Source organism: Virgibacillus natechei (genome assembly GCF_026013645.1).
Taxonomy (GTDB): Bacteria; Bacillota; Bacilli; order Bacillales; family Amphibacillaceae; genus Virgibacillus_L; species Virgibacillus_L natechei.
The window spans coordinates 844,600-869,156 of record NZ_CP110224.1; the positions used below are offsets into that span (position 1 = coordinate 844,600).

At 36.9% G+C, this 24,557-nt stretch carries 18 protein-coding genes; 9 read left to right on the plus strand and 9 right to left on the minus strand.

Going from position 1 to position 24,557, the window contains the following annotated elements:
- The first annotated feature begins 214 nt into the window (after nucleotides 1–214).
- A complete protein-coding gene (locus OLD84_RS04730) occupies nucleotides 215–982 on the plus strand; it encodes a class I SAM-dependent methyltransferase (protein WP_209464687.1) in 768 nt (255 codons plus the stop codon).
- A gap of 133 nt (nucleotides 983–1,115) precedes the next feature.
- On the opposite strand, the gene OLD84_RS04735 is transcribed toward OLD84_RS04730, so the two are convergent.
- On the minus strand, nucleotides 1,116–3,044 hold the full coding sequence (locus tag OLD84_RS04735; RefSeq protein WP_209464686.1) for an ABC transporter ATP-binding protein: 1,929 nt from the start codon (nucleotides 3,042–3,044) through the stop codon (nucleotides 1,116–1,118).
- Between the two features lie 155 nt (nucleotides 3,045–3,199).
- On the opposite strand from OLD84_RS04735, the gene OLD84_RS04740 reads away from it, so the two are divergent.
- Nucleotides 3,200–3,841, plus strand: a complete 642-nt coding sequence (locus OLD84_RS04740) for a redox-sensing transcriptional repressor Rex (RefSeq protein ID WP_209464685.1) — start codon at nucleotides 3,200–3,202, stop codon at nucleotides 3,839–3,841.
- A 219-nt stretch (nucleotides 3,842–4,060) separates the two neighbouring features.
- Here OLD84_RS04740 and OLD84_RS04745 read toward each other — a convergent pair whose 3' ends face one another.
- The gene (locus OLD84_RS04745; protein WP_209464684.1) at nucleotides 4,061–4,246 is read right to left on the minus strand and encodes a YdiK family protein; all 186 of its coding nucleotides are present in this window, start codon (nucleotides 4,244–4,246) and stop codon (nucleotides 4,061–4,063) included.
- Nucleotides 4,247–4,253: 7 nt separating this feature from the next.
- Nucleotides 4,254–4,967, minus strand: a complete 714-nt coding sequence (locus tag OLD84_RS04750; protein WP_209464683.1) for a CPBP family intramembrane glutamic endopeptidase — start codon at nucleotides 4,965–4,967, stop codon at nucleotides 4,254–4,256.
- A 269-nt stretch (nucleotides 4,968–5,236) separates the two neighbouring features.
- Here OLD84_RS04750 and groES point away from each other — a divergent pair, with 269 nt between their 5' ends.
- Nucleotides 5,237–5,521 (plus strand): co-chaperone GroES, encoded by a 285-nt coding sequence (gene groES, locus OLD84_RS04755; RefSeq protein ID WP_209464682.1) that lies wholly within the window; start codon nucleotides 5,237–5,239, stop codon nucleotides 5,519–5,521.
- A gap of 51 nt (nucleotides 5,522–5,572) precedes the next feature.
- On the plus strand, nucleotides 5,573–7,213 hold the full coding sequence (groL, locus tag OLD84_RS04760) for a chaperonin GroEL (RefSeq protein WP_209464681.1): 1,641 nt from the start codon (nucleotides 5,573–5,575) through the stop codon (nucleotides 7,211–7,213).
- An 843-nt stretch (nucleotides 7,214–8,056) separates the two neighbouring features.
- Here the strand turns inward: groL and OLD84_RS04765 are convergent.
- The 3 genes from OLD84_RS04765 to ftsZ all read right to left on the minus strand — a co-directional run bounded on the left by OLD84_RS04765 (nucleotide 8,057) and on the right by ftsZ (nucleotide 11,649).
- Complete coding sequence (locus tag OLD84_RS04765) at nucleotides 8,057–8,257, minus strand: hypothetical protein (protein ID WP_245301707.1); 201 nt, start codon at nucleotides 8,255–8,257, stop codon at nucleotides 8,057–8,059.
- Between the two features lie 111 nt (nucleotides 8,258–8,368).
- The gene (locus OLD84_RS04770) at nucleotides 8,369–9,862 is read right to left on the minus strand and encodes a LysM peptidoglycan-binding domain-containing protein (protein WP_245301706.1); all 1,494 of its coding nucleotides are present in this window, start codon (nucleotides 9,860–9,862) and stop codon (nucleotides 8,369–8,371) included.
- 638 nt (nucleotides 9,863–10,500) lie between these two features.
- On the minus strand, nucleotides 10,501–11,649 hold the full coding sequence (ftsZ, locus tag OLD84_RS04775) for a cell division protein FtsZ (RefSeq protein ID WP_209464680.1): 1,149 nt from the start codon (nucleotides 11,647–11,649) through the stop codon (nucleotides 10,501–10,503).
- An 854-nt stretch (nucleotides 11,650–12,503) separates the two neighbouring features.
- Between ftsZ and OLD84_RS19310 the strand changes: the two genes are divergently transcribed.
- The 5 genes from OLD84_RS19310 to OLD84_RS04800 all read left to right on the plus strand — a co-directional run bounded on the left by OLD84_RS19310 (nucleotide 12,504) and on the right by OLD84_RS04800 (nucleotide 21,856).
- The gene (locus OLD84_RS19310; protein WP_209464679.1) at nucleotides 12,504–13,010 is read left to right on the plus strand and encodes a thioesterase domain-containing protein; all 507 of its coding nucleotides are present in this window, start codon (nucleotides 12,504–12,506) and stop codon (nucleotides 13,008–13,010) included.
- Between the two features lie 264 nt (nucleotides 13,011–13,274).
- A complete protein-coding gene (locus OLD84_RS04790; RefSeq protein WP_209464678.1) occupies nucleotides 13,275–15,776 on the plus strand; it encodes a GH39 family glycosyl hydrolase in 2,502 nt (833 codons plus the stop codon).
- Between the two features lie 131 nt (nucleotides 15,777–15,907).
- Entirely contained in the window at nucleotides 15,908–15,961 is a 54-nt protein-coding gene (locus OLD84_RS19455; protein WP_390336812.1) for a hypothetical protein, read from the plus strand.
- Between the two features lie 738 nt (nucleotides 15,962–16,699).
- Nucleotides 16,700–19,453, plus strand: a complete 2,754-nt coding sequence (locus OLD84_RS04795; RefSeq protein ID WP_209464676.1) for a glycoside hydrolase family 3 N-terminal domain-containing protein — start codon at nucleotides 16,700–16,702, stop codon at nucleotides 19,451–19,453.
- A gap of 72 nt (nucleotides 19,454–19,525) precedes the next feature.
- Nucleotides 19,526–21,856, plus strand: a complete 2,331-nt coding sequence (locus tag OLD84_RS04800; protein ID WP_209464675.1) for a glycoside hydrolase family 3 C-terminal domain-containing protein — start codon at nucleotides 19,526–19,528, stop codon at nucleotides 21,854–21,856.
- Nucleotides 21,857–22,997: 1,141 nt separating this feature from the next.
- Here OLD84_RS04800 and OLD84_RS04805 read toward each other — a convergent pair.
- The 3 genes from OLD84_RS04805 to OLD84_RS04815 all read right to left on the minus strand — a co-directional run bounded on the left by OLD84_RS04805 (nucleotide 22,998) and on the right by OLD84_RS04815 (nucleotide 24,486).
- Nucleotides 22,998–23,432 (minus strand): cell wall hydrolase, encoded by a 435-nt coding sequence (locus tag OLD84_RS04805; RefSeq protein ID WP_209464674.1) that lies wholly within the window; start codon nucleotides 23,430–23,432, stop codon nucleotides 22,998–23,000.
- Nucleotides 23,433–23,832: 400 nt separating this feature from the next.
- Nucleotides 23,833–24,048, minus strand: coding sequence for a hypothetical protein (locus tag OLD84_RS04810; RefSeq protein WP_209464673.1), 216 nt, complete (start codon nucleotides 24,046–24,048; stop codon nucleotides 23,833–23,835).
- A gap of 3 nt (nucleotides 24,049–24,051) precedes the next feature.
- Nucleotides 24,052–24,486, minus strand: a complete 435-nt coding sequence (locus tag OLD84_RS04815) for a Fic family protein (protein WP_209464672.1) — start codon at nucleotides 24,484–24,486, stop codon at nucleotides 24,052–24,054.
- Nucleotides 24,487–24,557 lie beyond the last annotated feature (71 nt).

Genomic DNA, 24,557 nt, shown 5'->3' on the forward strand with positions numbered 1-24,557 from the left:
ACTTAATTGAACTACTTTTTCATACGTATTTTCAATTTTAGTGGAATTCGTTAGAAACTGTTATACTTTGTAGTGCAAGCCTTTAATGGCGAGTGCCTGAGTTGCACTTATGCAATAGGAAAGTTTTATACTGTCCTATCTGCTAAAAATTCACAGGTAATTTTGAATGTAAGAAGAATTGGTTTTTACATGATAATAGGAGTGGGGGATAACAATGAAACAAAATATTTATGACAATCCGATATTCTTTAAAGAATATACTTCTTTACGTGAAAGTGGAGTAACGTATAATGACTTTGTTGAACAGCCAGCAATAAAGTCCGTAATTTCAACTATCCGTGATAAATCTATATTAGATCTAGGGTGCGGGACTGGTGAATTTGCAAAGTATTGTATTGAGAACGGTGCATGGAAGGTTGTCGGTGTAGATATCTCAGAAAATATGATAGAAAAAGCTAAAAGGGAAAACCAAGACGAGAACATAGATTATATTTGTGAGTCAATCGAAGACTTAGAATTAAAGGATCTGAAATTTGATATAATTATAAGCTCATTGGCAGTACATTCATTGGCAGTACATTATATGGAAGATTATACTAACCTAATTGTAAAGGTTCATAATCTATTAGCAAAAAATGGTGAATTCCTCTTTTCAACGGAACACCCTATTGTGACAGCTCGAAAAGAAATGAATAGTTGGGTGAAGGATAGCGATGGAAATAAATTACATTGGGCTTTAGATCATTATCAAGAAGAAGGGAAAAGGGAGCAACATTGGTATATGGATGGTGTCATTAAATACCATCGCACAATTTCGACATTAATAAATACACTTATAGAAAATGGGTTTGTCTTAGAAAAGATAACAGAACCACAATCAATACCTGTAGGGTTAGAGAAAATGCCTAAATTAGTAAATGAGAAAAGGAGACCATCTTTTATTGTTATCAAATCAAGGAAATTGGATTCATTGCCCTTTTAAGACCAACGTTTATTTTCTGTGGAAAATTTTTGGTCGCCATGTCTCACATGACGACCGTTTCGTTCCTTTATCCAGTTTTAGGGTTTCATAAAGTACTTATGCAGCCCGTTATTTCTATTTAAATTATGTGGCCTCAATCCTCTTGCAATGTCGCCCATTCTTCCATTAAATGTTCAATATCCTGTTTGAGTTCGTTTGTTTTCGTTGTGAGTTCTAGCGCTTTTTCGTGATCCTGGTAAATTTCTGGTTGCGTCATTTTTTCTTCTAGTTCAGCAATTTCACCTTCCCGTTTTTCTATCGTTTCTTCTAATTCGGTAATTCGTCGTTGCTGTTTGCGTCTTTCACTTTGTAATTGCTTTTCTTCCTTATGGCTACGTTTCTTCGGTTCATTTTTTTGTTCGACCTTTTCGGATTCGACTTGTTTAAGTCTTGCTATTTCAGCTTCTTCTGCTCTCTTTTCAATATAATAATCATAGTCACCTAAATAAATCGTTACACCATCTTGCTGCATATGAGCAACTTGATCGGCTAGCTTATTAATAAAATAACGATCATGGGATACGAAAATAATCGTACCAGGAAAATCAATTAATGCTGCTTCCAACACTTCTTTACTGTCGATGTCTAAATGGTTTGTTGGTTCATCCATAATTAGCAGGTTCGCTTTTTGCATCATCAACTTAGCTAGAGCCAAGCGCGCTTTCTCACCACCGCTTAATGAGTGAACATACTTTAATACATCATCACCAGAGAATAAGAAATTCCCTAAAACAGTGCGGATATCTTTTTCGTTAACAGTTGGATAATCATCCCATAATTCGAGTAAAACTGTTTTAGAAGACGATAGATTGGCCTGCTCCTGATCATAGTAACCGATTTGTACATTTGTTCCCAATTTAATGGTTCCAGTGATTGGTTTAAATTTCTCTAAGATTAGTTTCAGCAAGGTTGTTTTTCCAACACCGTTTGGTCCGACCAGTGCGATTCGTTCCCCGCGATTTACATTTAATTTTGCATTCGTAAATAAAGGCTCACTTTCATCCTCATAACGAAAAGAAAGATTGTCCATTTTTAAGACATCATTGCCACTTCGTCTGTTTATCTGAAAGGAAAAGTTAGCCGATGATTCATCGCCTAATGGTTTATCTAGTTTATCCATTTTCTCAAGTTGTTTTCTTCGGCTTTGCGCCCGTTTGGTAGTAGAAGCACGGGCGATATTTCGTTGGACAAAGTCTTCCATTTTTTTCATTTCGGTTTGTTGTTTTTCAAAATCCTTTAATTCCTGTTCATAATCGAGCGCCTTTTGTTCTAGAAATTTACTGTAACTGCCGTGGTACTTCTTCGTTATATGCCGTGAAATCTCGTAAACAATTGAAACGGTTTTGTCCAAAAAGTAACGGTCATGGGATACAATAATAACTGCTCCGGGATAGCTAATTAAATAGTTTTCTAACCATCCGAGGGTGTCTATATCTAGGTGGTTGGTAGGCTCATCTAATATAAGTAATTCCGGCTTTTTCAATAACAGTTTCCCTAATGCTAATCTTGTCTTTTGTCCACCGCTCAATTCATTAATTGGTGTCCCGTAATCATAATCCTGAAAGTGGAGACCGCTAAGAACAGCCTTTATATCAGCCTCGTATGTGTACCCACCATTCGTATGAAAGGATTGTTGAAGTTTATCATAGTCCTGTAAGATCTTTTCATTATGGGCACTGGACATTCCAGAAGCTTGTTCCATTTCCTTCTCTAGTGCTCGTAAATCTTGCTCTTGGATGGTCAAATGATGAAATACCTCAACCATTTCATCCCATATTGTTTTTTCAGAAGCCAAAGATGTATGTTGTGACAAATAACCTATCGTCAGGTCTTTTGGTCTGAAAAGATCTCCATCATCGTAATTAAGCTCTCCAGCCATAATCTTTAATAAAGTTGATTTGCCAGAACCATTTCTTCCCACAATAGCTATTCGATCATTATCCTTTATTTCAAGTTTCACATTTGCTAAAATTTCATCTGCCCCGAAGGACTTCGTAAGATTATTTAATTGCATTAATATCATAACGTTCACCTCATATTCTCCAGTGTATCGCATTGTTAATCAGCCTCGCAACAATTGTGAAATTAATCACGACTTTCCCGAATTTTTCTGATATAATTAGAACTATATAATAGATGTGAATATACATGAGGCATGAAGTGGAAAGAGGTACATAGATGGATAAACATAAAATACCAAAAGCAACTGCAAAACGTTTGCCATTATATTATCGATTTTTAAATAATTTAAATCACCAAGGAAAATCACGCGTTTCTTCAAAAGAACTTAGTGAAGCAGTGAAAGTAGATTCTGGAACCATTCGAAGAGACTTTTCCTATTTTGGCGCATTGGGAAAAAAAGGCTATGGGTATAATGTGGAATACTTACTTGGTTTTTTTCGTAAAACATTGGATCAGGATGAAGTAACAGATGTGGCTATAATTGGAGTGGGGAACTTAGGGACTGCTTTCTTACATTATAATTTTATGAAAAACAATAATATAAAAATCAAAATGGCTTTTGATGCAGATAAAGAAAAAGCAGGAACAGACATTGGTGGCGTTCCAATCTACCACATTGACGAGTTAGAGGAGAAATTTAATGAGACGAAAGTGGCCATTTTAACGATACCTGCTACCGAGACAGATGCGATTACAGAACGTCTTGTGCAACAAGAGATTTCAGGAATTCTTAATTTCACACCTGCACGCCTTACAGTGCCAGACCATGTTCGTGTGCATCATATTGACTTGGCAGTTGAATTACAAGCATTAACTTATTTTTTGAAAAACTACCCATTGGAAAAAGAGGATTCATAAACTGCGATAAAGTAAGTCTCTTCACCAAAATCTCTGGGGTGACAAACTAGATGAAATTATGAATTATAAGGGCCGCTGCGGAAAAACACTACGCTTTCCGTGGGCCCTTAGCTCAGCCTCCTCGGAAAAAAGAAGTTCGCTTTCTTCCTGCGGGCTCTTCCCACTGCGCTCATAGATTTTAGTGTTGCCCCATAAGTAAATAAAAAGAAGCAGCTCAGGCTACTTCTTTTTATTTTTTTTCGACCGAAGATGCATAGACATCATTCGTATTCCAATACCAAAATCAAGTGTAGCAACAGCTGCAAGAACGATCGTCGTGACATTCCATATCGTTTCCTCAGCAAATTGAATACCTACATATACAAATAGTATACCCATTATAAAATAGATGATCGCCATAGTCATAGTTAGTCTAACCTCCTAATAAGATCATCTGCATTTGTTCCATTTCTCGCTGCATACGTTCAATATCCTCTGGATCAAGCCCAAATTGGACGAGAACGACAATCGTGTTCATTGCCATATGCACGATGATAGGCACAATAATCCGTTTTGTTTTCACATAGAGAAATGCAAAGACAAATCCCATTGAAGCATAGATCAGCATGTGTGTAGGGTCTAAATGAATAATCCCGAATATCAAAGCTGACAATAATGCGGCAATAAAGAAGTTTGTTCGCGCATAAAATTGACCGAAAATAATTTTACGAAAGATAATTTCTTCTAATATAGGAGCTATTATGGCTGGAATAATCATAAATATTGGTGCTGCTCGTGCAATATCCATGATCTCCTGTGTATTCTCAGAACCAGGATCAATGCCAAGTAACTCCACTTCAATCATACCAGCAATTCCTTGAGCAGCGAAGGCCATAAATACCCCTAAGAATGACCATAGAATAACATTTCCCGCAGAAGAGGCATTGCGATGACTTTCCATTTTCATGTCAGGTCTCATTAGTAGAATAACTACTACAAGAGCTGAGGCAAAGCTTATAATGGACCAGTAAATAACAGCATCAAACTCACTGATTGGAAAAACTACAAACAAAATGGGTGCAAAAATAACCCCAGAAATCTGCATGATGATATAGGTTATAATCACCCACCAATATCGTTTTGGCAAAATAGAACGCTCCTTTAAACATATGTAGTTATTATTGTATGTTTCAAATTAAAATCTTATTTACAAACATAACAACTATTTTATCATTTAGAGCGGTGCCTGTCACTTCCCGATTTTTGTCGAATTTCGTCATACTAAACTGGTAAAATACAATTGCATTATACTTGCATTTTTAGGCTGATTTATTTATCATAATAATTGGGATTAGCACTCGAGAGACAAGAGTGCTAATATATAAAAAATGATATGGAATTAAGGAGGCTGATCTCATGATTAAACCACTAGGAGATCGTGTTATAATCGAACTTGTTGAACAAGAAGAGAAGACTGCAAGCGGTATCGTACTTCCAGACTCAGCAAAAGAGAAACCACAAGAAGGAAAAGTTGTGGCAGTTGGATCCGGTCGAGTTACTGAAAATGGTGAGAAAGTAGCACCAGAGGTTGCAGAAGGAAATGCCATTATCTTTTCCAAATTTGCAGGCACAGAAGTGAAATATGAAGGCACGGAATACTTAATTCTTCGTGAAAATGATATTTTAGCTATTATTGGCTAATAAATAACAAAATTTCTAAGTTAAGTTAAGATTTGAAGGAGGCAATTTTATATGGCTAAAGAAATTAAATTTAATGAAGATGCACGCCGCGCAATGCTTCGTGGTGTCGATACATTAGCAGATGCAGTAAAAGTAACATTAGGGCCAAAAGGTCGTAACGTTGTTTTAGATAAAAAGTTTGGTTCTCCATTAATTACAAATGATGGTGTAACCATTGCAAAAGAAATTGAACTAGAAGATTCCTTCGAAAATATGGGTGCACAACTTGTATCTGAAGTAGCATCAAAAACCAATGATGTAGCTGGTGATGGTACAACAACTGCAACGGTTCTTGCACAAGCAATGATCACAGAAGGTCTAAAAAACGTAACATCAGGTGCAAATCCAGTAGGCATCCGTCGCGGAATTGAGCAAGCTGTTGAAGTTGCAGTAAGTGAACTACAATCGATTTCAGAGGCAATTGACAGTAAAGATTCTATTGCACAAGTTGCATCTGTTTCATCTGGGGACAGTGAAGTTGGTAGCTTGATTTCAGAAGCAATGGAACGCGTTGGTAATGACGGCGTTATTACGATCGAAGAATCAAGAGGATTCAACACAGAGCTAGAAGTTGTGGAAGGTATGCAATTTGACCGTGGATATGCATCTCCATATATGGTTTCAGACCAGGACAAAATGGAAGCAGTGCTAGAAGATCCATACATTCTCATCACAGACAAGAAAATTGGAAATATCCAAGAAGTATTACCAATCTTGGAGCAGGTAGTACAACAAAGTAAACCACTTCTAATTATTGCTGAAGATGTTGAAGGGGAAGCACTTGCGACATTAGTTGTGAATAAACTTCGTGGAACATTTAACGCAGTAGCTGTAAAAGCACCTGGGTTTGGTGACCGTCGTAAATCCATGCTTGAAGATATCGCAACGTTAACTGGTGCAGAAGTAATTACAGAAGACCTTGGATTAGATCTTAAGAGTACAGAAATGGAACAATTAGGCCGTGCTTCTAAAATTGTTGTAACAAAAGAAAACACAACAATTGTAGAAGGATCTGGAAACCCTGAAACCATTTCTTCTCGTGTTGGACAAATCCGTGCACAGGCAGAAGAAACTACTTCTGATTTTGATAAAGAAAAATTACATGAGCGCTTAGCTAAATTAGCTGGTGGTGTAGCAGTGATCAAAGTCGGTGCTGCAACAGAAACAGAACTTAAAGAACGTAAATTGCGCATTGAAGACGCATTAAACTCCACACGTGCAGCGGTTGAAGAAGGTATCGTATCCGGTGGTGGTACAGCACTAGTAAATGTATACGCGAAAGTCGGTAGTTTGGCACTTGAAGGTGACGAAGCAACCGGAGCGAGCATTGTACTTCGTGCACTGGAAGAACCAGTACGTCAAATTGCACACAATGCTGGTCTGGAAGGATCCATTGTTGTCGAGCGTCTAAAAGGCGAAGAAATTGGCGTAGGTTATGACGCTGCAAATGCTGAATGGGTAAACATGGTTGAAGCTGGAATTGTTGACCCAGCAAAAGTGGTACGTTATGCACTGCAAAACGCAGCATCCGTAGCGGCTATGTTCCTAACTACAGAAGCAGTAGTCGCAGATCAGCCTGGCGAAAGCGAAGTCGGCGCCGGTGGCGGAATGCCTGACATGGGCGGCATGGGTGGAATGGGCGGCATGATGTAATCTTGCCCCCCATTCCCGTAATGACAGGGTTTTGTCTTTATGCAAAATTGAAATCTTCACAAAATTAAATAAAAAGGACGTTTTCGTAGAAGCTGTTAACTTTTACGGAGACGTCCTTTTTAATTTTTAACATATGTTATCGCTAGTATGGATAATTTGTAAAGAACAATTTATTTAAATATCAAAGTCGAAACTTTCTGACCCTTAATTTCGTATGATTTGTTACCTGCCAAATAATTACGATCAATGAAATGGAAGTCGGTTACATAATTACAACTAATCGAATACACCACCTGAGACTTGTTATTTATCCTCGAGGGACAATAAAATATATCAGTGAATAGTTGAAAAAAACAGTCTTCCGCAAATGGGCGCTTATCTACAGTAATTAATGAATATTGCGGATGAATAGAGCCACTTGTGCGGAGTTTTAAGCCAGTCATTGCGGAAAAGGGAGCCATCGTTTGCGGAGCACAGAGCTACAGCGTAGCTGCTTGCCTTTGACTGTAACACCCGATTCTTTGCAGACATTGGAAGGGGGCGGGGCTCCACCAGTGAATGCTTAGAATCGATTTGTCCGTGTTATCATATGTGAGTAGGTGTGCCTCTTAGGCATTTTAATGCACCACCTGCGATAGTTCCACTACACGGACAATAGTTAAGTCAATGGTGGCGGACTACCGAAGTTGCACTACAATAGGCAGATTGCAGTTAGATGACGATAATACCACCCGTTCAACGGGGCTGTGCTTCAAATATATGTGGCTTTTGAAATGACAAAAAAGATTGCTCATCATCAAGACAAAGAAAAAAAGACTAAGGATCGATTTGACTCTAAACAGCTTAGAGAAATTTTAGTTCACTGGTAATTTCCTTTAAATAATCCTGATCAGCCCAGAGAATAAAGTAGTTATACGTATCTTCGTTAATAAGAATTGGTTCCGGATACGCTGTAATAAAAGCCGCTTGGTGGTTCATTTCAGGCGGTTGGTCGTCTGATGGATAGATGATACAGGCCACATCACCGAGGTGGGTTGTATTCACGATTTGAGGGTTGGATCCATATGGTTCTAACGGATGGAACGCTTCATTCCGGCACACTTTGTCAGGAGTACTTTCAGAACGGATGGCCCCAATTTGAAAAAATCCGTCAGGTCATTCAAATTGTTTATCGCCTGTTAGCTGCCAGTCAGCCGGATAACGGAGTAATACTTGGTATACCTTATTACGATACGTCTTCTTTCGTGATGCCGTCTGTGATGGAGACCATTTGAGAAATAAAATCCTATCTGCTGTAAAGAGATGAATCGGAACGGGATGTGAAACGTCGATGCCCCATGCTTCGTTTGGATTCATCGCATTTTGACATCCGGAAATATATGCGATTTTATCCTTATCGGGTGACCAAGTTACATCAGAACTGAAGCAATCCGAAATGGTCGAGGTTTGCAGATTCCTGCCGTTGCGGTCGTCCATTTGAATGTACGAATAATAGCCGCTTTCCGGATAAAAGGTGGCACTGTATGCAGTACGTTCTGAATTTGAGGACCATTCGGGATTATAGTTTTTTTCGAGAGGTCCGCCTTGAAGTGTGTGTGTTGCGCCTGTTGCAATATTGACCGTTGTTACCAAGGAAACCCTCACTCCCGGTCCGGTGTAAAGTGCGTAAGAACCATCTGGAGAAAGACGAACATTAAAAAATGATGCTTCTTCAAATTGAGTAATTTGTCTTTTATTCATGCCATCGGTTTGAATCCGATAAAACTGAGGGGTTCCATCTGAGTCGTTTGATTTAAAAAGCAGTTCATCTCCTGAAGGGAACCACTGAACATCATTTGCATCAGGCTGGTTGAGTTTTCGAGCGCTGTTTGTATTCACATGATAAAGCACGATCTGATTACCTTTTACATAGCTGAGTTGCATACTGTTAGGAGACCAGTCAAGCAATGTGTTCGGGCTAATTTGGTCGATTCGGGCAGTGGAACCTGATTCTAGATCAACAACATAAACGATTTCATTTTTTCCAATAAAGGCTATTTTCTTGCTGTCGGGCGACCAGTATGGTTCTGAGTACTGTTCACCAAGCCAATTCGTTAGTCGTGAGCTTGAGCCATTTCGCGGGTTGTACAGCCAGATATCAAAGCTTCCTCCCTGTGCAGCTGTAATACGCAATGATTCCGTGCCCACCTGGGCATAGGGAATAACAAGATTCATCCCCGGATAAATCGTTTCTGACGGCAATTGATTCACCCTACGAATTAATTGCGGGCGAATTTCCCCCTCTGTTTGGACGTTAAACGTTGCAGCTATTTCATAGAGGGTTTCCCCCTGCTGAACAACATAATAAGGTACACCTTCAGGAATGGTAAGCACTTGTCCCGGTTGGATGATATACGGCGGTTGAAGGCGGTTGGCCTGGATGATGGACGCAAGGGGAATGCTGTAACGATGGGCAATCCGATACAAATAATCTCCTGGCTGTACCAGATAGGTCGTAACCCCTGGGGGCATTGACAATTGTTGCCCAATAAAAATTATATAAGGCGGCACTAATTGATTGGCAGCAATAAGGGATGGGAGCGGCACTTGCCAGCGATTGGCTATTAAATAGAGGGTGTCATCCGGGTTCACAGTATAAAACATCTGCATGCTATCACCTCTTATCAATATTCCTAACTATTTTATGTGCATAAAGTTCGCTTTAGAATACGAAGGCAGTTAACACATTCCCCTTTTAGGCTAATAGATACCGTAAGAGAAAAATAACTTTTTGAGCATTAGATACGTTGGTAAAGATAGCCGATTTATATGGTGTCACCCTGGATTATATTGTTTTTGGGGTACATCAACACGGGAGAATACCGGCGGGAAAATCGAAAAAATCTACCGAACCGCATAAAGGAAGGAATTGAGCAACTATCCATTCAAAACATTAGACTCTTGCTCTTCTAGGTTTCACTAATCTCTTCTTCACTACCGACATTTAGATTTTTAATGAATAGTAAAATCAATATAATAGTCAGTAATAGATTCCCCATATGTGAGCTGAGGAGCAAAGTCTGTCATATTCTGCAGCTTATAAGGGCTGATTTTAACAAATTATCGAGGTGTTTGTCGGTCATTAAAAGAGGAAACAATTGTAAGAAAGCACAAATCTCCACTTTCCCCACAGGAAAGATAATTGAAATTTGGGCGAAAAATATATCAAGCATCCTGTTCTATACAAGAAAGCAAATGACCAGTCTGATAGAACTGATCATTTGCTTTCTCTTCATGTTATAGCCTTATTAACGCTTGCGGTTTCGATTCCTATTTCTTAAGAAAGTAGGAATATCCAGTGAGTCTTCTTCCGGTTTGGACTGTTGCGGCTGTTGTTGCTGGTAAGTTTCTCTTGGTTTTTCCTCAGGTGCACTGGTAGCTGCCTGTTGATTGTGATTGATTACCGAACGCTGTTGTTTTGGCTGCTTTTCTTCCTGTTTGGCATTTTCATCAAAACCGGTTGCAATTACGGTAACGATTATTTCATCCTTAAGGTTCTCATTGATGACGGAACCGAAGATTACATTCACTTCATTGTCGGCAGCTGAAGTTACAAGATCGGCAGCTTCCTGTACCTCATAAAGGCTCAGATTAGTTCCGCCGGTTATACTCATCAGAATACCATGAGCACCATCCATGGAAGTTTCCAATAATGGAGAGGAAACTGCCTTCTTAGCTGCTTCTGTCGCCCGTGTTTCTCCAGTAGCATTCCCAATTCCCATTAAAGCTGACCCTTTATCGAACATAATTGTCCTTACATCGGCAAAGTCAACGTTAATCAACCCTGGTTTTGCGATTAAGTCTGAAATACCCTGTACACCTTGTCTCAGCACATTGTCTGCTTCATGGAAGGCTTCCAGCATTGGTGTGTTTTTATCCACAATTTCCAGCAGGCGGTCGTTAGGTATGACGATTACTGTATCAACTGCCTTTTTAAAGGCATCAATTCCGGAAATCGCCTGCGTTGACCTTTTTCTTCCTTCGAATGAGAACGGTTTGGTAATCACACCGAGTGTCAAAGACCCCAGGCTCTTGGCTATTTGAGCGATGACTGGAGCTGCTCCGGTACCTGTCCCTCCCCCCATACCTGTAGTAACAAAAATCATGTCTGCGCCTTGGAGGACTTCCTCGATTTGTTCCTTGCTCTCTTTTGCAGCTTTCTTTCCGACCTCAGGGTTTGCCCCTGCACCAAGCCCCCGGGTAAGCTCTCCCCCTATTTGCAGTTTCACTTCCGCCTTGGAGAGATTGAGTGCCTGTGCATCCGTGTTGACGGCAATGAACTCAACACCCTCTACTCCATGCTCTATCATACGGTTCACGGCATTATTACCGCCTCCGCCTACCCCGATCACTTTTATTGACGCCAGTTCCTCCATATTTGTATCAAACTCTAACATTCATCGTTCCTCCTAATTTGCAAAATTACAATGATTGAAGTAAATCTTCACCTTCTTTGCAAGGCAATGTTATGACCCATGACATTGTCTATCAATCAAAAACCTTTCCTTGGTTTCCTTATTGTCATCAAAGGAATTCTATTAACACCATCGTATAATCATCAACTTTACCACAGTATGAAGGTTATCAAAAAGGATGGCACAAGTACATATCGTGACTTTGTTTTTGATATAGCATTTGATACCTTTTTCTTCTTTTTTAATATTAATGAAACTAGTACCTATATCTAATTGTAATACTTACATAAGAAATTGGTTCACTTATATCATTTAGAAACTGTTGATTCATACACTATTAATTAAGTTAAATCTGAAAAGTTTATACCCCACTCGTTATCTGTCATATATGCATTCGCAACTTCTAGAAAAAGTAGATAATGGATACGTTAAAAGAGATGTTGAAACATGAATTATATTCAAGGTCTAAAATACAGTTCATTATTGGACAAGATTGATAATTGGATTCCTATCAAAGAAGTAAGTTGATGGGTATGAACTCCTCACTATTAAATAATATGATTCAAGGTAAAAAATAGAATGATAAATTATTGCCTAATCTCTACTTTTTAATTTCTATCTGAACTGTTAATTAAATAAATAGTACCCCATTAATATTATAATTTCCAATCTTAAAAAAGAATTCTTTCTTGAATTTCGCTTTAAATTATTTGAACAAGCTTCTTGGATAGTATTTATAAATTTATAAATTTTATGTAAATTTTATAAATTTATATTGTAAAAAAATTGGTTTGATATAATATTAAGAGTAATAAATAAAAGGAGTGATTTTTATAGTGAAAAAGCTTAAGTTATTCTGTGTCCCTCATGCTGGAGCAAGTGCAAGTATTTATTATAAATGGCTCCATTATTTAGATAGTTCTATGATTGAACTAATTCCCTTGGAGTTAAAAGGGCGTGGTACAAGGCTAGATGAATCATATTATGTGGATTTTGAAGATATGTTAAATGATTTGTATAAAATGGTAATAAATTCTTTGTCAGACGAGAAATATATGGTGTTTGGACATAGCATGGGTACATATGATGCATTTCAGTTGGAAAGTATGATTGAAAATAATAATGGCATAAGTGCAGAGCATATGTTTCTTTCTGATATTACCGCTTTGATGAGGTTATGTGACGTGTACGATATTCCACTAGCTACAAATATGGGGTCAGCGGAGATTCTAATTCTATCATTGGAACGAGGAGATTTAGAATGGCGTAATATTATCCATGAAGAAAAAGAAAAAGAACTAAATTTACTTATTGAGTCAATCAAGTCTCATTTCTATGGATAAATGTATGTAATGAAAACTAAACTATGCTAAACGGCCAAACTGTTATAAGGCGTTGTAAGAATAGATCACTAAAAATTTCCGAGAAGCACTTCATAATAGTCAAAGTTTTTTATGACTAATAGAGGTGTTTTTAATCTGTATTTTTTCAATTGCTTTATCTATAGATTACAGAAGTTTATACGACATCTAATTTGCAACTCAAATTGTAACGAAATATTTTTTATGCTAAGGTAAATTTAAAACTCTTTAGGAAGAGGAATAATCATGCAATATCAATATGAACAAATAGATTATCAGGTTGATTTACCAATTAACATTTTCACACATATCGTAGAACAATTCCCTTATCATTGGCACGAAGCAACTGAAATTCTTTTCGTGCTCGAAGGTGAACTGGAAATCAGGGTTAATCAAGATAACTTCCATCTTAGAATGGGTGATATTTTCCTAGTAAATGAAAATGAGCTTCATTTTATTAACTCTAAGACAGCGTTTGGACAAACAAATGTATTAGCACTGCAATTTGACAACAGGTATTTTAAGAAACATGGAATTGATGTTGAACAAAAAAGATTTTATTTGAACTCAAGTGAAGTTGAGGAAGACTCTATGTTTGCCTTAGATGAAATAAAATATATCCTAGCCAATATGATGGATCTCGTGTTGAATCAGAAAAATCTTTACCAACTTAAGGTCAAAATCATGTTATTGGATCTTGTGGTCATTCTTTTGGAACATTTTGAAATATCAACAAAACCAATTAAAAAACGGATGGAAGATGATCAAAGACTCGTAGAAATACTTCAATATATGAATAGACATTGTATAGAAGCGCATTTGGGATTACAGGATATAGCAAAAGAGTTTTCACTAAATGCTCATTACCTTTCCAGATATTTCAAAGCAAATGTGGGGGTATCTTTTAAAAAATACTTAGATAATATGCGCTTAAACAAATCATTGTTTACTTTACGAACAACAGATGAAACAGTTACTGAAATAGCTCTTAAATTTGGATTCCCAGACAGTAAATCCTATTATAGAGTCTTCAAGGAAGTATTAGGGATAACGCCAATGCAGTATCGAGAACAATATCGAGTAAAACTCGAAAAAGGCATCATAAAAGATTATCTTAGTATTAATAGCAAGGATTCTTTCGTAAGTCTATTTAAACATCTTGATCGTAAAAATAGTAGGGTCCCAATAAATAAAAGGGAAACTAAAACAATTGATGTTGCTAAGTCCTTGAATAAAATTAATCGTTCCTTCACTAAATTAATGACTTTTGGCTTTGCTCCCCATGCTTTGAGAAAAGATTTTTATGATCAATTGAAACAGGTTCAGGATGACATTGGATTCGAGTACATTCGATTTCACGGGGTTTTTTCAGACCAGCTCTTAGTATACAATGAGAAATTGGATGGATCCTATTATTTTAACTTTAATCACATTGATTCTCTTTTGGATAATTTACTTGATGTCCGTTTAAAGCCTTTTATTGAAATTGGTTTTATGCCAAAAGATTTAGCAAGTACTGCAGATAAGGTTTTTTGGTGGGATGCATTTGTATCACCACCAAAGGAAATGGGCCGATGGCTTAATTTACTGGATGCTTTTTTCAGACATTTGATTAATCGATATGGACTGCAAGAAGTTAGAACATGGTATTTCGAGTTCTGGAACGAACCAGAAGTACAACACTTTTGGGGCGGTACAAGACAGGAGTTCTTTACCTTTTATGCTGCGAGCTATAGATGCATTAAAGCAATTGATCCTGAAATAAAAATTGGTGGATTTGGAATCATTGACTTTTCAGAGCAACAAAATTGGCTAGATGATTTTGATGCTTTTGTAAAGAATGAGAAGGTTGGTGTGGATTTCTTTTCTTTTCATGTTTACAATCTATCCAGAAATCTTTCACATGAATCCGAACCATTACAAACAGAAGAAACAGGAACCATTATACAAGAAATAGCTAAAACTACTGGCATTATTCTCGGTGATAAAAATAATTTTTCATTATGTATTGACCATATCATTAATAAGAACAAAGGATTGTCATCATTAAATAAAGAATTATGGATAACGGAATGGAACGCAAATAGCGATAGCAGGGACCTGGTACATGACACATGTTATATGGGAGCCTTTATCACTAAAAATGTTATCAAAAACTTTGAAAAAGTTAAAGGAATGGGTTTTTGGACATTTACAGACATATTTGATGAGTTTCAATTGGAGCAGCCGATCTTCCATGGAGGTTTTGGATTGATGACCTATAATGGTATCAAGAAAGCTGGCTATCATGCATTCTTCTTCCTAAGCAAACTCGGTGAATACTTAATTTCCAAAGAAGAAGATATGATTGTCACTAATAATGGTGAAGATTACCAAATTTTACTATTAAATTATAGCGAACCCAATTATTTATACAGAAAATTTGATTATTCGCAACTGTCGTCAACTAGTCGCTATAAGGTATTTGAAAATGAACGCGTTAGGTCATTTCAATTAACATTGGAGGGCTTACATGGTGAATATATAATTAAGAAGCAGTATGTTAATAGGCAGCAAGGGTCTTCCTATGATGCCTGGGTAGATATCGGAGCACCAAGTGTTATGGACAATGATACAATCAATTATGTTAAAGGAAGGGCGGAACCAGGAGTTAAACTACAGGATATATACGCACAAGAAAATTATAGTCTGGAAACATTCTTACAGCCTCATGAAATACAATTGATTGAAATAAAGCGTCGTTATTGATCAAAGTTAACTAGGAAATAATTACAAATGGGTATTCTCGTGGAATATGGGAATACCCATTTTGTGTGTGCCCGGCATGTCTAACAACTCAAAAAATAATTGAGGTAACAACAGGTTGGATCAACTACTATGTGATTAGTTATATGAAAGGTTATATCAAAAGTATTGATCAATGGATCAGATGAAGGACTAGACAAATCATATGGAAACGCTGGAAAAAGATTAAGACGAAATATAAGAGTCTTATGAAACTCAAAGTGCCTAAACAAAAGGCTTGGGAATGGGCAAACACACGCAAGGGGTATTGGCGCATCGCGTGTCGCTTTATTTTACACCGATCCTTACAAATAAAATTCTCAAAGAGATGGTTTAAAGAATTTAAACCATCTCTTTGAGAAAGCACACTCAAGCTATTGAACCGCCGTATGCGGGTCCGTACGTACGGTGGTGTGAGAGGTCGGGGGTTAATACCCCCTCCTACTCGATTTTATAAAGTCAATAATCGGAATAGCAAAACTTAAATAATGGAATGTTTCTGATGGGGTTGTATTATATATTGGAGTTATAGGAAAATGAATCTCTCACAAACAATTAATTTCATCTCTCGTAAAAGGGAGTGGGGATGGAATAGGTCTTAAGATTAAGTAATAGGTTAATCTCGCCACACCTACCAAAGAAGAAAAAGTAACGGCAGATACCATTTTTATTACGATAAATGAAAACGTTATCTTGTCACTCTAATATGCAATTAAAAATTGGTGTTCAAAAACTATATTTAGTTGTGGATGACAAGTTTCATAAAAAGTTTAAAAGCATTTGACCATGAAAGTATTCAGTATAACAGAGCTTAATTTAAATAGCGTTCACAACAAATGGTTGCTGGATATTTTTTGAAATAAAAGTACAAAGTTGGAGGGGACATCATGTTTGAATACTTTAAAAAAAGAAAAACTAAAAAAAAAGAAATACTACAACGTGTAAGGGAAGATAAGGCAAAGCGTAAAGAAAGAAAGCAAGAAATTGCCTCTTTGCCAGAATCAGAACGAAAGGCAGAAATTGAAAGCGATAAACTTTTGCGAAAAGAGCAGAAGCAACAAAGAAAAGAAGAATTGAAATCTTTAAGGCGTAAAGAAAGAAAAGTTGCGAAAAAAGAAGCTAAGATGTATAAAAAATTAAAAAATAGACCAAGACGTTTCACTGGCTGGTCAATTTTTGCTGCAATGTTACTAATTATTGGTGTAACATTTGGACCAACAGTTACAAGCATAGTTGAGAACGTGACTGGTAAACATATTACAATTGATACAACAAGTGAAGAAGCTATCAAAGCTAGAGAAGCGGCAGATGTTGTATCAGAAGAGATTGCGAATGAAGGATTAGTACTTTTAAAAAATGAAAATAACTCACTTCCATTAGCTGATAAAAAAATCAACGTATTTGGTTCTACTGCATATAGTTTTAAATATGGTGGGGGCGGGTCTGGTTCATCAGACCAAACGCGTGCTGTAAATTTATTTGATGCACTTGAGAATGCAGGCATTGAATATAATCGCGAATTAGATGATTACTATAAGGGATTACCAGAATTAGAAGAAGTAACAGGAAATTCGGATACTGGTATCGTTCAAGTAATTAAAGGAATGTTAGGTAGTGGTGACGAGGAAGCTGGTGAACCAGATGTATCCGATGAAGCACTCACTCAAGCGAAAGAATTCTCTGAAAATGCGATGATTGTCGTCCAGAATGAAGCTGTAGAAGCATCAGATGTAAGTAAGGATGAATTAGAACTATCAGATGAAATGTATGACTTAGTTAAAAAAACGGCGGAGAACTTTAATAATGTGACCATCGTTGTAAATGCTGGTAATACTTTAGAATTAGGATTTGTTGAGGAATTTCCAAGTATTCAGTCTGTTATTTGGACTGGAACACCAGGACCATTTGGAACGAACGCACTTGCTAAAGCATTATCAGGAGAATTAAATCCTTCGGGGCGTATTACTGATACGTACGCTTATGATGTTGAATCTTCACCAGCAAGTGAAAATTTCGGAGACTATCAGTATGAGAATTTGGATAAATCTTACCTTAACTATGAAGAAGGAATTTATGTAGGATACAGATTCTATGAAACTTTCTATCAAGGAAATGAAGAAGGCTATAATCAAACTGTTCAATTTCCTTTTGGCTCTGGTCTGAGTTACACAACTTTTGATTGGGAGGTAGTAAATGAACAATTAGACAATGAATCCATTGAATTACAAGTAGAAGTTACAAATACAGGTGATGTAGCTGGTAAAGAAGTCGTTCAAGTTTATTATTCTCCTCCTTATACACCGGGTGGAATTGAGAAGTCTGCCATCAACTTAGCTACATTTGCAAAAACGAGATTATTGGAACCTGGAGAGTCTGAAGAATTAACGATTACGCATGATATAAGAGATATGGCTTCTTACGATATGGAAAATGAGAACTATATTTTAGAAAATGGAACATACGAGATTAAACTTGGTAAGAATGTCCATGAAATCGATAGCACATTAGACTTTGAATTATCGGAAGATATTGTTTACGAAACAGATATGGATACAGGAACAGAATACAAAAATCGTTTTACTCAATCAGAAAATGACTTAACAGTTCTTTCTCGTAACGATTTAGAAGGAACATACCCATCTGATCAAGACGATTCAAAAGTTGCAAGTGATAAAATCATTGAAAGAGTTCAAGGCCATGATTTTAATGATGATGTGGAAATGCCTACGACAGGTGCTGAGAATGGAATTGAATTAGAAGATTTACAAGGATTGGATTATGATGATTCTTTATGGGATGAATTTTTAGACCAATTGACAGTAGATCAAATGATAGATTATGTATCAGAAGCTGCTTATCATACTAAAGAAATTGATGAACATGGTATTCCAAATACAGTTCTAATGGATGGACCTGCTGGATTCAACTATTTCTTTGAGCAATTTGAAGCAGGTGCTTACCCAACAGAAATCGTTATTGCTTCAACTTGGAATGAAGATTTAGCCTACGAGATGGGCGAATCGATTGGACAAGAGGCAAATGCATATGGAATTCACGGATGGTACGCTCCAGCTCTTAATATTCACCGTTCACCACGGGGTGGAAGAAACTTTGAATATATGTCAGAAGACCCTGTATTGAACGGCATGATCGGCTCGGGTATGGCGAAAGGTGCACAAGAACAAGATGTCACCGTATTTATGAAACATTTTATAATGAATGAGCAAGAAACAAATGCACGCTCAGGAATGCTAGTATGGTCTAATGAACAAGCAATGCGAGAAATTCACCTGCGGCCCTTCGAAATGACTGTCAAAAACGCTGAGGTAACTGGTGCAATGAGTAGTTTCTCTTTTATTGATGGGAAATGGGCAAATCCTGAGTTATTAAATGGAGTGCTGAGAAATGAGTGGGGCTTTGAAGGTGTAGTATCTTCTGACGCAGTTTTTGGATTTATGGAAGCACCACAAGCCGTTACATCTGGTAATGATCTAATGTTAGATATTTTATCGGCTCCAAAACAAAAGCAGCTTTTAGAAGAAGCATATGATGAGCATCCAGAAGCAATTACAGTAGGACTTCGAGATAGCGTTCATAACGCACTATATGCAACACTTAAAACGCATATTTTTAACCAATAATATTACTTGTTTGAGTAATAAGGCGGGCTATGTCCGCCTTATTACCAATAACTTCGGGGGTCTGTGCAGATAATGAAACATAAAAATATAATTAAACAAATGACTTTGGAAGAGAAAGCTTCCCTCATGTCTGGAAAAAACTTTTGGAATACCAAGGCTATTGAACGTCTTGGTATTCCATCCATTATGCTAACCGATGGGCCACATGGACTGCGTAAACAAGGCGGGAAAGCTGATCACCTAGGATTAAACAAAAGTTTACCAGCAACTTGTTACCCAACAGCAGCATCGATAGCAAATAGTTGGGATAAGTCGCTTGTATATGATGTAGGACAAGATATCGGTAAGGAAGCTCGTAGTGAGAGAGTAAGTGTCTTACTTGGGCCCGGTTTAAATATTAAGCGTAATCCATTATGTGGGCGTAATTTTGAATATTTCTCAGAAGATCCATATCTAACTGGTGAACTTGCTAGTGAAATGGTAAAAGGAATTCAGTCTAATGGTATTTCAGCTTGCCCTAAGCATTATGCTGTCAATAGTCAAGAACATATGCGAATGACAATTGACGAAATTGTAGATGAACGTTCGCTTAGAGAAATTTATTTAACGGGCTTTGAAAAAGTTGTAAAAGAGAGCGAACCTCATACGATAATGTCTTCTTATAATAAGGTAAATGGCGAATATGCTAATGAAAATCAACATTTAGCGAATGACATTTTGTATTCTGAATGGGGATTTGATGGCGTTGTTGTAACGGACTGGGGTGGAAATAATGACCGTGTTGCCGGATTAAAAGCTCATAACCAGTTAGAAATGCCATCTACTAATGGAATTACAGATAAAGAAATTGTTGATGCAATACATGCAGGAACATTAGATGAATCAACATTAGATGAATCAGTAGATCAGCAGTTATCTCTTATAGATAAAGTACGATTAGATGATAAAGAATTAGTACAAGTAGATTATGAAGAGCACCACAATAAGGCAGTTGAAGCTGCCCGTCAGTCTATGGTGCTGCTAAAGAATGAAAAAAATATTCTTCCGCTTAAAGCCGGAACAGAAGTAGCAGTTATTGGTGATTTTGCAAAAAATCCAAGATATCAAGGGGCAGGGAGTTCTTTAATTAATCCCTATAAGTTAAGTAATCCACTTGACCATTTACAAGATTCTTTTAATATAGTTGGTTACGCACAAGGATTTAAACGTATGGGAGGAAAGAGTAGTAAATTACTGAAAGAAGCAACAAGTCTTGCGGAGTCTGCTGAAACAGTCATTTTATTTATCGGTCTTGATGAAAGTAAAGAAGCAGAAGGGGTAGATCGAGAAGATTTAAAATTACCTCAAAATCAACTAGACCTTATTGAATCTGTAGTAAAGGTAAATAAAAATGTTGTTGTTGTTTTAGCTGGTGGTGGAGCACTTGAATTACCATTTGCAGATCATGTACAAGGTATTTTACATACCTACCTTTCTGGGCAAGGTATTGGGGAAGCTGCCGTTGATCTTCTTCTCGGTAATCACAATCCAAGTGGTAAGTTAAACGAAACATTCCCAATTCAATATACTGATGTGTCTTCCTCTGCATACTATCCGGGAGATCAAGCAACAAGTGAACATAAAGAAGGGTTATTCATCGGTTATCGATACTTTGACACAGCTAATTTAGCAGTGCGTTATCCATTTGGATACGGGCTATCTTATACTACTTTTGAATATAGCAATATTGAAATCGATGGTTTAACTGTAAGTTTTGATCTGACAAATACAGGTGAAATGGCTGGAGCAGAAATTGCGCAGTTATATATTGAAAAGATAGATTCGAAAATTTTCCGTCCGAAAAAGGAATTGAAAGGATTTGATAAAGTCTACTTGGCTTCTGGTGAAACGAAGCGAGTTGCATTAACGTTAACAGAAAGAGATTTTTCTTACTATAATCCTGAAATAAAGGATTGGGAAATTGAATCAGGGAATTATAAGATTCAAGTAGGCAGTTCCAGTCAAGAGATTCATGTAGAAGATACTATTGAGATGGATGGTGTTTCTCCATCTATATTCTTAAAAAATGAATTTCCACACTATGCATTGGCAAATGTAAAGGATATCCCTGATTCAGAATTCGAGAAAATATTAGGGAGAAAACTTCCATCTACAAATTGGAATCGTGATAAAGATTTAGGAATGAATGACACGATTAAACAGGCGCAATATAAGAACTGGATAGGAAAAATGCTATATAATTCTATTATGTTTTTCCATGTTTTTTTCAAAAAGATTGGAAAACCATTAATGGCAAATAACGTGTACTTTATTATAAACATGCCATTTAGACAAATTGATCGTTTTACAGGTGGGAAAGTTAGTAAAAAGAATGTTGAAGTATTTTTACGATGGATTAATTGATAAGACAAGATAAATTGGAAAGAGGTTTGCGACCCACATCAATAATCAACACAATTGACTGATGGATAACTAAGAAAGGCGATACTTGTTGTTGAGGTATTGCTTTTCCGAAAGCATATTCGTAATGTGAGTTTTATTGCTAACATCTTGCTAACGCCATCCAGTGAAAAACCATAAATTCTAGTTAAAGATGTTATAGACAGAATTTAACAAAACCTTGATATACCGCACTTTTATCACAGAGAATGAACGATATTACACACTCTCACCTTACGGGTGGCATGATGTAAATCATTGCCCAATACACCGATATGCCAATGTTTTTAGAGGTTTTATAACTTCATAACACCTAAAAATATCACAATAAAGTAACATATAATATTTAATTTTATATTGAAATGGACGTTTTCGTATTAGTTACTAACTTTTACGGAAGCGTCTTTTTTATTTCATAGGAAACTATAGAATTTAAATGCTGTGGATAACTTAGTTACCGGAATAGCCACGTCCAGCTCCAGCGCCCAGCGACTAGCGCGACTTCCTTCACCTCCGTACGATAAGTCAACATCGGCTCCTTTCGTCGCCGTGTTTCCTTTATCTCCTCCGGCTCAGTCCAGTCCGTACGTCGCTAAACGGGCGCTTGCGCCTTTGTTCTTTCTTGGTTGTATAAGACCAAAAGCTTTCTTCCTCTTACATCAAACAAGATCCTTATTTACTTGAACACTTCGTCGCCGACCCATTACAAAAGGCAAAGGGCAGTTCTACAAGGGTTTCTCCTTCTTTTGGGAACTTTGGAGTCGATATCGAGCATACAATGATGATGGGTTATTTTTAGGACAAGTGAAGTGGTATCAAGTCGACCTAGCTTTTGATCCGTTTGAGTTAATTCACTCCAATATTGGATAGTAGGACTTGATAATATTGAGCAAGAAATCAGGAATCTGACTCCAGAAGATCACAAAATTATTTATGTACGACAAAAGCTGAGGAACCATAACAGTTCTTCAGCTTTTCGTTTCATAGATTTTCATAGATTGAATTTGCTACGTCAATTCTTTTTTTCACTGTAGTGGATCGACGCTCCGTTAATTAAAGTACAGTATTGTCATAAACTTATTTTTCCAGGATAAACTACCACACCTCAATAAACACTATCACACGTTCCAGCTACTGGTTCATAATAACAATGATTTTTAAATTGACCAGAAAAAGGTTGGCCGAACCATGTTGGAGGGCACGGACCATATGGATTGAAATACCAAAGAGCAAATTTTGCTGGGTGTTCCCTCCAATAATTCAAATTCTTTTCTGCTAATCTTTTCTCAGTAGATCGCGCTCTTTGATAAAATACGTTACCTTTTTGGACCGCTTCAAATGAATAGTTTCCCCCTTGTACCTGAAAAATGACATCTCGAATTGATCTTACATCTTCAAAATCTAAACAATCTGCTATACTTCGATTAACAATTACATTTCCAACATACAGCATTCCTTGTTGTCCTTCACCTACCGCTTCCGCTCTCATCATCCTTGCCATTAAGTCAACGTCTGAATTATTGTATTTTACTCTTGCCATTTTCTCACCCCAAAAATATTGTATGCAAAAGGCCTACATAAGAGTGCGTCGTTTTACAGCTACTGGTTGATAAAAGCTACGATTCATTTCAAAACTTCACTGTGAAAATGAACTTGAGTATATTTCTTTCTGGCAAATAGGAGCTGCCTAAGAAAGCAAGGAACGCTTCCTAAAAACCCCTTTAATGAATGCCAAGTTTTCTAAAAGTATCCCTCACGTGTTAAGGCACTTATTTTATTCGAATGCCATTTTCCATGGGTATGAGCATTCACGTGGCCATCCACAATTAATAATATCGGTGACAACGAGGAATCTTAATCTTCCACAATCTTTATCAGTTCGGCCTTTTCGCCGGGGTACTAAAGTCGTCGAATTTATCGACCTCGAACTCTTTTGTATATTATTCATAATTAATGCCAAACAAACACTTATCATATAAAAAATGATCAATCTTGCTATAATCATTTGCTTCATAAAACTTAGATAGCTTTTCATTAAATTCTTCTAGGTGTTCTTCTGGAACAGATAATATACCATTTCCGTTTTCAATAAGGATTTTATTAGCGCAAAGGCTACTTGTACGTTTATTCCCATCCCAAAACAGTTGCTCTCGCATCCCTCATAACATATAGGTGATAGCTCTTTCTGTTTCATTTTCAATCTGCATAATGTCATTTATTTCTTTCACAACTTCACTTTCGGTTGGGATGCGAAGTTTATATTCAACACCAGTAATACCTACATTACCGTATCTCAAAACACCCCAATCCAAATTTTCATAAGCTACATATCCATTAATCTTTTTAACAAAATCCAAATCGAAATCACTTTCCAAATGATTAAGTAAATATCTCCATGCGTTTCTAAGGTTAAGTATCGTTTGTACATCATCTATATTCACATTGGATACAGACATGCCCTCTAAAATGGTTTTTGTTTGTGGGATTGTTTTGTTAATACCTTCAAGTCTCGCGCTATTATAGATAGCATTTATAAGGCTCTTCTTTGCTAAAAATATATTTTCTTTTTGACTTAAATTATATTTTTTTTTCATTGGTTTCAGCCCTTTTATGTCGTTTTATTAATGGTTCAATGTAAAATTAAATACAACAGTTAAATATAATA